11 protein-coding genes are annotated in these 10,299 nt (G+C 68.6%); 5 read left to right on the top strand and 6 right to left on the bottom strand.

Features of this window, described 5'->3' with window-relative positions; all coding sequences use genetic code 11:
• Positions 1 to 150: 150 nt before the first annotated feature.
• The 4 genes from ACLQ2O_RS40710 to ACLQ2O_RS40725 form a co-directional block, all read right to left on the bottom strand.
• On the bottom strand, positions 151 to 858 hold the full coding sequence (locus tag ACLQ2O_RS40710) for an SIR2 family NAD-dependent protein deacylase (RefSeq protein WP_425843020.1): 708 nt from the start codon (positions 856 to 858) through the stop codon (positions 151 to 153).
• Positions 859 to 938: 80 nt separating this feature from the next.
• Entirely contained in the window at positions 939 to 1,496 is a 558-nt protein-coding gene (locus tag ACLQ2O_RS40715; RefSeq protein ID WP_425843022.1) for a GNAT family N-acetyltransferase, read from the bottom strand.
• Positions 1,497 to 1,537: 41 nt separating this feature from the next.
• Positions 1,538 to 1,774: a sulfurtransferase TusA family protein gene (locus ACLQ2O_RS40720; protein ID WP_425843024.1), complete on the bottom strand. Its 237-nt coding sequence runs from the start codon at positions 1,772 to 1,774 to the stop codon at positions 1,538 to 1,540.
• 23 nt (positions 1,775 to 1,797) lie between these two features.
• Complete coding sequence (locus ACLQ2O_RS40725; RefSeq protein ID WP_425843026.1) at positions 1,798 to 2,925, bottom strand: cysteine desulfurase family protein; 1,128 nt, start codon at positions 2,923 to 2,925, stop codon at positions 1,798 to 1,800.
• Positions 2,926 to 3,019: 94 nt separating this feature from the next.
• On the opposite strand from ACLQ2O_RS40725, the gene coxB reads away from it, so the two are divergent.
• From coxB to ACLQ2O_RS40745, 4 genes are all read left to right on the top strand, one after another.
• Positions 3,020 to 3,919: a cytochrome c oxidase subunit II gene (gene coxB / locus ACLQ2O_RS40730; protein ID WP_425843028.1), complete on the top strand. Its 900-nt coding sequence runs from the start codon at positions 3,020 to 3,022 to the stop codon at positions 3,917 to 3,919.
• Positions 3,916 to 5,700 carry a cytochrome c oxidase subunit I gene (gene ctaD, locus ACLQ2O_RS40735; protein ID WP_425843029.1) on the top strand — a complete coding sequence of 595 codons (1,785 nt, stop codon included), beginning with the start codon at positions 3,916 to 3,918 and terminating at the stop codon, positions 5,698 to 5,700. Before coxB ends, ctaD begins: the two co-directional genes overlap by 4 nt.
• Complete coding sequence (locus tag ACLQ2O_RS40740; protein ID WP_425843031.1) at positions 5,697 to 6,092, top strand: cytochrome c oxidase subunit 4; 396 nt, start codon at positions 5,697 to 5,699, stop codon at positions 6,090 to 6,092. The genes ctaD and ACLQ2O_RS40740 overlap by 4 nt, the downstream gene beginning before the upstream one ends.
• Positions 6,093 to 6,272: 180 nt before the next feature.
• Positions 6,273 to 7,517 (top strand): L,D-transpeptidase, encoded by a 1,245-nt coding sequence (locus ACLQ2O_RS40745; protein ID WP_425843033.1) that lies wholly within the window; start codon positions 6,273 to 6,275, stop codon positions 7,515 to 7,517.
• 16 nt (positions 7,518 to 7,533) lie between these two features.
• On the opposite strand, the gene ACLQ2O_RS40750 is transcribed toward ACLQ2O_RS40745, so the two are convergent.
• Both ACLQ2O_RS40750 and ACLQ2O_RS40755 read right to left on the bottom strand, forming a co-directional pair.
• On the bottom strand, positions 7,534 to 8,046 hold the full coding sequence (locus ACLQ2O_RS40750) for a hypothetical protein (protein ID WP_425843035.1): 513 nt from the start codon (positions 8,044 to 8,046) through the stop codon (positions 7,534 to 7,536).
• Positions 8,047 to 8,403: 357 nt separating this feature from the next.
• Positions 8,404 to 9,111 carry a TetR/AcrR family transcriptional regulator gene (locus ACLQ2O_RS40755; RefSeq protein ID WP_425843037.1) on the bottom strand — a complete coding sequence of 236 codons (708 nt, stop codon included), beginning with the start codon at positions 9,109 to 9,111 and terminating at the stop codon, positions 8,404 to 8,406.
• A gap of 132 nt (positions 9,112 to 9,243) precedes the next feature.
• On the opposite strand from ACLQ2O_RS40755, the gene ACLQ2O_RS40760 reads away from it, so the two are divergent.
• Complete coding sequence (locus tag ACLQ2O_RS40760; RefSeq protein ID WP_425843039.1) at positions 9,244 to 10,194, top strand: NADP-dependent oxidoreductase; 951 nt, start codon at positions 9,244 to 9,246, stop codon at positions 10,192 to 10,194.
• The last annotated feature ends 105 nt before the right edge of the window (positions 10,195 to 10,299 follow it).

Genomic DNA, 10,299 nt, shown 5'->3' on the forward strand with positions numbered 1-10,299 from the left:
CCAAGACAGGACAATCTGCCCGGGACGCTAGCCCGCCACCCGACCCTGCGGAAGACCTCGAAGGTCGCGCTCAGGTCACGGCGCTCCGTGGCTTCGTCGAACGATGCGGTGCCGACCGTCGACAATCCGACGACGAGCTGGACGGACAGGTCAGCTGCGGAGGTACTCGGGGAGGGTGATCTCGATCGGGCCGCGGAGGATCTCGTCGGCCTCTTCGTCGTACGGCGTGGGCTGGGCGTTCATGATGACCAAACGCTTGCCGGCCTTCAGTGCGACGTCGCACAGCCCGGCGGCCGGGTAGACCTGCAGCGACGTGCCGATCGCCAGGAAGGTGTCGCACGCCTGCGTCGCGGCGACCGCCGCGTCGAGGATCTGCTGGTCGAGGGACTGGCCGAACGAGACCGTCGCGGACTTGAGGATCCCGCCGCAGATCTCGCACGCGGGGTCCTCCTCGCCGGCCTCGAGGCGGGGGAGGAGATCGGCCATCGGGATCCGGCGGGCACAGCTCAGGCAGTCGACGAACCAAACCGTGCCGTGCAGTTCGAGGACGTTCACCGAGCCGGCCTTCTGGTGCAGGCCGTCGATGTTCTGGGTGATCAGCGCGGTCAGCCGGCCCTGGCGTTCCAGGTCGGCGAGCGCGCGATGGCCGGCGTTCGGCTCGGCGGTCCAGGCGGGGGCGGCGAGGCGCTGCTTCCAGGAGGCGGCCCGAACCCGCGCCGACGCGACGTACTCGTCGATGTCGAACATCGCCTGCGCCTCCGGGTCTTTTGTCCACAATCCCTGCGGCCCGCGGAAGTCCGGGATCCCCGACGCGGTCGAGATCCCGGCCCCGGTCAGTACGGCGAAACGTTCGGTCACGCCCCCGAACCTACCGGGCACGCCCAGAGCTCACCGGAGACTCCGCCGAGCGACCGGCTGCGCCGGCGACGCAGTCGACCTCACCGACTGTTGCTGACCGGCCACTCCGTCGCGAGCACCGACATGACGGTCGAGTCGACCCACTCGCCCTCCCACAGCAGGTCGTCGCGCAGCCGGCCCTCGACGACGAACCCGGCCTTCTCGTACGCCCGCTGCGCCCGCGGGTTGAACGCGTACACCCCGAGGCTGATCCGATGCAGGCCGAGCACCTCGATCCCGTAGCCGACGATCAGCCGGGTCGCCTCGGTCCCCAGCCCGCGTCCACGGCCGCTCGGCCCGATCAGGATCCGGAAGTTGCAGGACTGGTTGTCCGGGTCGTACTCGTTCAGCACCGCTTCGCCGACAGCCTCCCCGGTGGCTTTGTCAACAATCGCCAGGTCGAGCCGGTCGGGCTGGTCCTTGCGGGTCCGGATCCACTCCAACGTCTTCTCGTCACCGATCTCCTCGTGGCTCCCAGTCAGCCGGGCCACCTCAGGATCGTCCATCGCGGCCTTCATCGCCGGGAAGTCCTGCTCGTCCAGCACCCGCAGGACGACCAGTTCACCGGTCAGGATCGGCTTGATCGAGAAGTCGGTCATGCCGGTCAGCTTGGAGCGTCCCGGTACTCAGCGCCAACGGTTTATCCCAGCTTCCGTACGACGTACCGCCCGTCCTCCGCGGACACCAACTCCTGCGCACGCATCCGGCACCAGGCGGGAATGTCCGTCGTGGCAGCCGGGTCGTCGGCCAGTACGGCGATGGTGTCGCCGACCGCCAGCGCCGGGAACGCCTGGGCGAGCTTGATCACCGGGAGCGGGCAGAGCATCCCGCGGCAGTCGAGGGTCATCACCTCCTCACCTCCACCGGGGGCGCTCACCTCCTCACCTCCACCGGGGGCGCTCACATCCCCACCTCAGCACGGATCCGCGCGACCAGCCCGGACAGCACCCGGGCGAAGCGGTCCACCTCCTCGTACGTGCTGCTACGGCCCAGCGAGACCCGAACATTGCCGTGGGTGAGCACGCCCATAGCGGCCAGGACGTGCGACGGGCGCAGCGTGCTCGCCGTACAGGCTGAGCCGCTCGAGACGGAGAAGCCCTCGGCGTCCAGTGCGGTGACCAGGGCCTCGCCGTCGACGTACAGGCAGGAGAAGGTCAGCACGTGGGGGAGCCGGTCCTCGGAGTCCCCGACCACCTCTACGTCGGTGAGGTCCGAGGAGACCCGCGTCCTCAGCTCGGCGATCCAGGTTCGGTGCTGCTTGTCCAAGGCGTCAGCTTCCTGCAGCCGGGCCTGGAGAGCAGCCGCGGCGGCCAGCGCCGCCGGGACGTTGGGGTGCCCAGGGGACAGGCCGTCCTCCCGCTCGTCGACAGGCCAGGTCGGAGCGAACCGCGTGCCCTTCCGTACGGCGAGCAGCCCGACTCCCGCCGGCCCACCCCACTTGTGGGCGCTCGCGGTCAGCACCGACCACCCGCCGGGGATCCGCTCACGCCCGACCGTCGCAGCGGCGTCCACGAACAGCGGCACCCCAGCCGCCGCCGCGACCTCCCCGAGCTCCGCCACCGGCTGCCGCGTCCCCACCTCGTGGTTCGCCGTCTGCAGCGCGGCCACCGCGACACCGGGCTCCCGAAGCTGCTGCGCAAACGCGCCCTCGTCGACCCGACCCAACTGATCCACACCCACCTCGTACGCCGTACCAGCCGCCGCGGCCGCGTGCAGGACCGCCGAGTGCTCGACCGCGGAGTGCACCACCGTCGTCCCGGCCCGTCGCCTCGCCGCCGCGATCGCGGGCAGGCCGGCATGGATCGCGGCCGTCCCGGAGGTCGTCAGGTACAGCTCGTCAGGTCGTACGCCGACCCCTTCGGCGAGCACCGCCCGGGCGTTGTCCAGGAGCAGTCGCGCGGTCCGTCCCTCGTGGTGCAGACGGGCCGGATCGGCCCATCCGGAATCGATGGCCTGCAGCAACACCTCCCGCGCGGCAGGGTGCAGTTCCTCGGCACTTGCGGCGTCCAGATATGCACGGTTGCTCACGGAGGAAACGCTAAGCCCTACCTATGCGCAGAACGGCGGAGGCGGTCCAGTAGTGTTCTGTCGTCAGTCTCACCTGGGAAGGGAAAGGCGCCCCGTGGGTTCGAACGGCACGTCCGGAGTGGTCGCGCGAGCGGCGGGTCAGCAGACCCGCGCCGCGTCACGTCCGGCGAAGCGACGCCTGCTGGTCCCGGCGGCGGTTGTGCTCGGCACTTTGCTGCTGACCGGCTGCTCGTCGGAGACCAACGCGCAGTGGAAACGACTTGGACTGCCGGAGGGTGCTTCGGACCGGACCGAGGCCGTCAGAAGCCTGTGGATCGGGGCCTGGATCGCCGCCCTGGTGATCGGCGTGATGGTCTGGGGCCTGATCCTGTTCGCCGTGGTCCGGTACCGCCGGCGCAACGAGGACGCCCCGCGGCAGACGCGCTACAACCTGCCGCTCGAGGTGCTCTACACCCTCGCGCCGTTCGCGATCATCGGTGTGCTGTTCTTCTACACCGTCGAGCACGGCAACGTCGTCACGAAGAACTCCGGTGCCTCGGTGCACCAGATCAACGTGGTCGGCCAGCAGTGGCAGTGGACCTTCAACTACAAGGACACCGTCGACGGGCAGCAGGGCGTCTGGGAGACCGGCACGCTCGACCAGCCCGCCGAGCTGGTCCTGCCGGTGAACGAGTCGGTCGAGTTCGAGCTGACCTCGCCCGACGTGATCCACTCCTTCTGGGTGCCGGCCTTCTACTTCAAGCTGGACGTCATCCCGGGCCGGACCGGCAGGTTCGAGCTGACGCCGACCAAGACCGGCACCTTCGCGGGCAAGTGCGCGGAGCTCTGCGGCCTCTACCACAGCCGGATGATCTTCACCGTCCGCGTGGTGACCGCCGACGAGTACCAGGCACACCTGCGGGAGCTGGCGGCCAAGGGCCAGACCGGCGCCGCCACCGGTGGCCAGGACGCAACCACCATTCCCGGCCACGGGGAGCAGGAGGGCGAGAAGTGACCGACTTCGCTGAGCGCAGCGGCGCCGTAGGGGCGTCTACCGCGCTGCCGAGGCGGCGCAGCAAAGGCCAGATCGCGGTCAAGTGGCTCACCACCACCGACCACAAGCTGATCGGCCACCTGTACCTGATCACCTCCTTCATCTTCTTCCTGATCGGCGGCGTGATGGCGCTGCTGATCCGCGCCGAGCTGGCCAAGCCGGGTCTGCAGATCGTGAACGAAGAGGTCTACAACCAGCTGTTCACGATGCACGGCACGATCATGCTGCTGCTGTTCGCGACGCCGCTGTTCGTCGGCTTCGCGAACGTGATCATGCCGGTCCAGATCGGTGCGCCCGACGTCGCGTTCCCGCGGCTGAACATGTTCAGCTACTGGCTGTTCCTGTTCGGCGGCACGATCACGGTCAGCGGCTTCTTCACCCCCGGCGGCGCCGCCGACTTCGGCTGGTTCGCCTACGCCCCGCTGTCGAACGCGGTCCGTTCGCCGGGCGTCGGCGGTGACCTGTGGATCATGGGTCTGTACCTGGCCGGTCTGGGCACGATCCTCGGTGCGGTCAACTTCGTCACCACGATCATCACCATGCGCGCTCCCGGTATGACGATGTTCCGGATGCCGATCTTCACCTGGAACATCCTGGTCACATCGATCCTCGTGCTGATCGCGTTCCCGATCCTGGCCGGCGCGCTGCTGATGCTGGAGGCGGATCGAGCCTTGGGGGCTCACGTCTTCGACGCCGCGAACGGTGGTCCACTGCTGTGGCAGCACCTGTTCTGGTTCTTCGGGCATCCAGAGGTCTACATCATCGCGCTGCCGTTCTTCGGCATCATCACCGAGATCCTGCCGGTGTTCAGCCGCAAGCCGGTCTTCGGCTACATCGGCCTGGTCGCGGCGACCCTGTGGATCGCCGTGCTGTCGGTGGCGGTCTGGGCGCACCACATGTACGTCACCGGAGCGGTGAACCTGCCGTTCTTCTCGTTCATGACGTTCCTGATCGCGGTCCCGACCGGGGTGAAGTTCTTCAACTGGATCGGGACGATGTGGGGCGGAAGTCTGTCCTTCGACACCCCGATGCTGTGGTCGATCGGCTTCCTCACGACGTTCCTGTTCGGTGGCCTGACCGGTGTCATCCTGGCCTCGCCGGCGCTGGACTACCAGCTGTCGGACTCCTACTTCGTGGTGGCGCACTTCCACTACGTGGTGTTCGGCACGGTGGTGTTCGCGATGTTCGCGGGCTTCTACTTCTGGTGGCCGAAGATGACCGGCCGGATGCTCGACGAGAAGCTCGGCAAGCTGCACTTCTGGCTGCTGTTCATCGGCTTCCACACGACGTTCCTGGTGCAGCACTGGCTCGGCGTCGAGGGTATGCCGCGGCGGTACGCGTCGTACGGCGCGAACGAGGGCTTCACGACGCTGAACGAGGTCTCCAGCATCGGCGCCTTCGTGCTCGGCCTGTCGATGCTGCCGTTCTTCTACAACGTCTACAAGTCGCGCAAGGCGCCGCTGGTCGGCGTCGACGACCCGTGGGGCTGGGGACGGTCGCTGGAGTGGGCGACCAGCTCGCCTCCGCCGCGGCACAACTTCGTCAGCCTGCCGCGGATCCGCTCGGAGAGCCCCGCGTTCGACCTGCACCACCCGGACATCGCGCTTGCCGAGTACGGCGACAGCGGTGCGCCGCGGGACAACCTGCTCGACGCCGGCGAGGACCAGGGCCGGGTCGAGAACCTCGAGCGCAACCTGGACGCGGGCACCGGCACGACCGGGGACGGAGAGGGTAAGGCATGAAGGTCGAAGCCTGGGTCTTCGGGCTGCTGTCGCTGTTCGTCCTGATCGTCGCGCCGATCTACTGGTTGATGTCGAAGGACCCGACCGGGACCACCGCGCTGGTGATGACGTTCTTCCTGGCGCTGCTGGTGACGTTCTACCTGAGCATCACCGCGCGCCGGATGGACGCCCGCCCGGAGGACCGCAAGGAAGCCGAGATCGCGGACGGAGCCGGCGAGCTGGGCTTCTTCCCGCCGTACTCGTGGTGGCCGCTGTGGTGCGCCGCGACGTTGTCGGTGATCGCGCTCGGACTGGTCTTCGGCTGGTGGCTGTTCATCATCGGCACCGGCCTGGGCATCGTCGCGCTGTCCGGCTTCATCTTCGAGTACTACCGCGGGGACCACGCGCACTGACTGTGCGTGACACCGGCGCTCACGACCGGTGAAAACCGAACCAAATCGCCGTACCGATCGTCATCAGTACAGCGGGCCGTCAGCGGCCTGCCGTGCTGGTGGCGATCCGGTGCGTCTGGAAGGGCCGTGAGGCGAGCTAGGCTTGCCGAGGCGGTGCAACGAATCTCAGGGGAGCACAGGGTGTTGGGTAGTTCGGTGCGCAAGCGCGGCCTGGCCGTGGCGGGGATCTGCGCGATGCTGGTGGTCGCGGCAGCATGCAGTGACACCGATGCCGGCGGTCCACCCGCCGCTCAGCAGAGCAACTCGACGCCTGGCGCGTCGACGACCCCGGGCGGTACGACGAGCAACAGCCCGTCCACCGACCCGGCTGCGGCGAACGTGACCGTCACGCCGGCCAAGAACGCCGCGTCGGTCCGTCCGGACCAGCCGGTCAAGGTCGTCACCAGCTCCGGCACGCTGGAGAACATCACCGTCAGCGACAAGGACGGCGGCAAGGTCAGTGGGTCGTTCAACGACGCGAAGTCGGAGTGGACGTCGCTGCCGCAGCTGAAGCCGAGCTCGACGTACACGGTGGCCGGGTCCGCGCAGGGCGGCGACGGCAAGACCGTGCAGATCAGCTCGACGTTCAAGACGCTGGCCGCCAGCACCAAGCTGAAGGCCTCGGTGGCGCCGCTGGACGGTGAGACCGTCGGGGTCGCGATGCCGATCCAGATCTTCTGGAACAACCCGGTCAAGGACCGCGCCGCGGTCGAGAAGCGGCTCTCGGTGAAGACCTCGGTCCCGGTCGAGGGCACCTGGCACTGGATGAACAGCAAGCAGGTCAACTACCGGCCGAAGAACTACTGGCCGGCCGGCACCAAGATCACCGTGAACATCGCCACCCAGGGCGTGAACGCCGGCGGCGGCGTGTGGGGCTCGGCCAGCCGGCAGATCGACTTCGCGATCGGCAAGTCCGTCGTCACGAAGGTCGACGTCAAGAAGCACACGATGGCCGTCACGATCAACGGCAAGCTGGCCCGGACCATCCCGATCACCGCCGGCAAGGACGGCTTCACCACCCGCAGCGGGGTGAAGGTGATCATGGAGAAGTACCGGACCAAGCGGATGGACGCCCGCACCGTCGGCATCCAGCCCGGCGACCCGGAGTACTACGACATCCACGACGTCCAGTACGCCCAGCGCGTGACCAGCTCCGGCGAGTTCATCCACGGCGCCCCGTGGTCGAGCGGCAGCCAGGGCACGGAGAACGTCAGCCACGGCTGCGTCGGCATGAGCCTGAAGGACGGCGCCTGGTACTTCGCCCAGACCCTGCGCGGCGACCCCGTCGTCGTCACGGGCACCAACCGGCCGATGACCACCGGCAACGGCTGGACCGACTGGAACGACTCCTGGACCAAGTACAAGGCCGGCTCGGCACTGGCCTGAGTTGTCGATGCCGGCGTCAGACGGGTGAGTCCGTCGCCGGCCTTTTGCCGACGAACTGAGCGAGTTGGGCCCAGTCTTCCAGGGCGGTCGTCAGGATGCGTTTGACGGTCTCCTTGGTGTGCTCCAGGGCCAGTTCGATGAAGCACTGACAACGGGTCAGGTCGTCGCCGTTCGCCAGGCACAGGAGTACACCGGCGACCTGAAGCCCGCGGGCCGTCGCCACCCACCGCGCCTCCGTCGGGAGCGGTATCCGGCGCATCAGCTCACTGGCGACCGTCTGCTCCACCTTGCCGAGACCGAGGCGGGCGAGGAGCTTCGCGGTGAGGCGGCCGATCAGCTGGTGGATGCTGTCCTTGGCATCGAGGATGCCCTGTGCGAGACGGGCGAGGGCTTTGCAGTGCTTCTTCCGGTGATCCCGGAACAGACGGTTCCAGGTCGGCTCGGTGATGTACTCGTTGGCCTGGTCGGCGACGGTCTCGCGCCAGCCGTCGGTTACCACGTCGGTGCAAAGCCCGGCGGCCTGCTGCACGATGTCCTGCTGCAGTGGAGTCAGCTGGTCGAAGGTCCGCAACCGGCGTCGCGGGGGTCGCTGAGCGCCGGCCGCGGACTTCTTGCGCTGGGAGCGATGTGGGGCTTGCCTCTTCTTCGCCGTACGCCGTGGTGTTCTCGAGGCCGCCCGCGCCGAGCTCGATGACGGCCGGTTCCGCGGTGGTTTGCGGGCGGGGCCTGATCGACGGCGATGGATGTGACAGAGCTGGCTGTTGCTGCCGGCCGAGTTCTTGCAGCGTTTGCCGTCGATCCTGATCCCGATGCAACGGTCTTTGACCATGCACTGAGTGTGAAGGCGGCTACTCTCCGTCGCAGTCTGAGTCGGAGTGTCGGACGATCAGCCTCTGGTTACCGGGAGCCGGACGGGTGGTGGGAGCGCGGTTCGTACGGGGTCTGCCTGGAAGGACTGGAGCATCAGGGCGGCGAAGCGTCTCGAGGCCGCCACTCTCAGGTCGGGAGTGGCGGCGCGGATGCCTTCGTTGGCCATCAGGGCGAGCGAGAGGTCCTCGAGGACGAAGTCGTCGCGGAGGGCGCCGGAGTCCTTCGTACGGCGGATCAGCTCGAGCAAGGCGCGGAGCGTGCGGTCGCGTTCAGCGGCGAAGCCGGCGGCCGGTGGGAGCGTGGACGTGAAGGCTCGGGCGAAACCGCGGTCCAGGGCGTGCTGCTCCATCATGCGCTCCAGCATCCGGCTGAAGCCGTGCCACGGGTCGGGGGCGTCCAGGGCCTCCTCGACGATGGTCGAGCAGAAGTCCATCTGCTCGGCGAAGGCCGCGACGTGCAGGGCCTTCTTGGTGGGGAAGTGGCGGTAGAGGGTCGCCACGCCGACCTCGGCGCGGCGAGCGATCTCCCGGATCGGCACGTCGAGCCCCTCCGCGGCGAACGCCAGCCGGGCCACCGCGAGGATGCGGTCCCGGTTGTCCCGGGCGTCCGAGCGGAGCCCGATGGCCGGACGCCCCGGCCGGGCTTCGCGGGCCGGTTCGGTCTGCTGTCCGGGGCTGGCCTCGCGATTCAGCACCGCCTCCTGGCCGGGGCCAGCCTCCTGCACGGGCCCGGCCTCCTGGTCCAGCAGCGCCTCCTGCCCAGGCTCGGGACGCAGCTCCGGCGCTTGTGTTCCACTTCGGTTGGCACGGCTCTCAGTTTAGCTAAGCGGACGGGGTGCTCCGTTACGTTCGCGGGCATGAGAGCACTCGAGTTCAGTGAGTACGGGCCGCCGAGCGTCCTGCGGGTGGCCGAGGTGGAGGCGCCGCACGCGGGGCCGGGGGAGATCCGGATCGCCGTGAAGGCTTCCGGGGTGTCGGCGGGGGAGACCGGGATCCGGTCAGGGCGGTTTCGGGAATTGGTGCCGGTGACGTTTCCGTACCGGACGGGGTTCGACGCCGCCGGGGTCGTGGACGAGGTCGGTGACGGCGTCGACGGGGTCGGGCTGGGGGACGAGGTGTTCGGGTTCGCCTCGATGACCGGGCGGGCGGCGAACGCCGACTTCGTCGTACTGGCTGCTTGGGCGCCGAAGCCGGCCGCCTGGAGCTGGGAAGAGGCCGGAGGGGCCGGTGGCAACGTGGAGACCTCCACGCGCGTCCTGGACCGCCTGGGGATCCGCGCAGGGCACACGGTGCTGATCCAGGGTGCCGCCGGGGGAGTGGGGACCGTCGCTGTCCAGGACGCGGTCGCTCGCGGGGCCCGAGTGATCGGTACGGCGAGCGAGCGCAACCACGCCTTCCTCAAGTCGCTCGGCGCCGAGCCCACGACGTACGGGCCTGGGCTGGAGGATCGAGTCAGGGAGCTGGCGCCGGGCGGCGTCGACGCGGTGTTCGACTGCGCGGGAGGCGCTCTCGAGCAGCTGCTCGCCATCGCCGGGTCGCCTGAACGGGTGGTGACGATCGCCGACTTCACCGCCGCCCAGTACGGCGTACACATGTCGCACAGCGCTCCCGGTGACGAGACCGGTGAAGCCGTCGGAGCCGGCGCCGACACCCTCGCGGTCCATGCGCTGGCAGCAGCTGTCGAGCTGGCCGACCAGGGCCGGCTCCGGATCCCCGTCGCTGCGACGTTTCCGCTGACCGAAGCAGCGGCCGCTCACGAGCTCAGCGAGAGCCGTCACGCCCGCGGCAAGATCGTCTTCCTGCACTGAACAACGCGAAAGGCCCCGGCTCGCGATGTGAACTGCTCCCCAGAAGTTGGACTGAGAAATTCAGTTCCGACTCCTGGGGAGCTTTCGTATGGATCGACGTAGTTC

The organism is Kribbella sp. DT2 (genome assembly GCF_049844575.1).
In the GTDB taxonomy this organism is placed as follows: domain Bacteria; phylum Actinomycetota; class Actinomycetes; order Propionibacteriales; family Kribbellaceae; genus Kribbella.

Bases quoted from the DNA above. Each gene is read 5' to 3' on its own strand.
- ACLQ2O_RS40715 (WP_425843022.1), bottom strand. From the start codon at position 1,496: ATGACCGACTTCTCGATCAAGCCGATCCTGACCGGTGAACTGGTCGTC.
- ACLQ2O_RS40740 (WP_425843031.1), top strand. From the start codon at position 5,697: ATGAAGGTCGAAGCCTGGGTCTTCGGGCTGCTGTCGCTGTTCGTCCTG.
- ACLQ2O_RS40760 (WP_425843039.1), top strand. From the start codon at position 9,244: ATGAGAGCACTCGAGTTCAGTGAGTACGGGCCGCCGAGCGTCCTGCGG.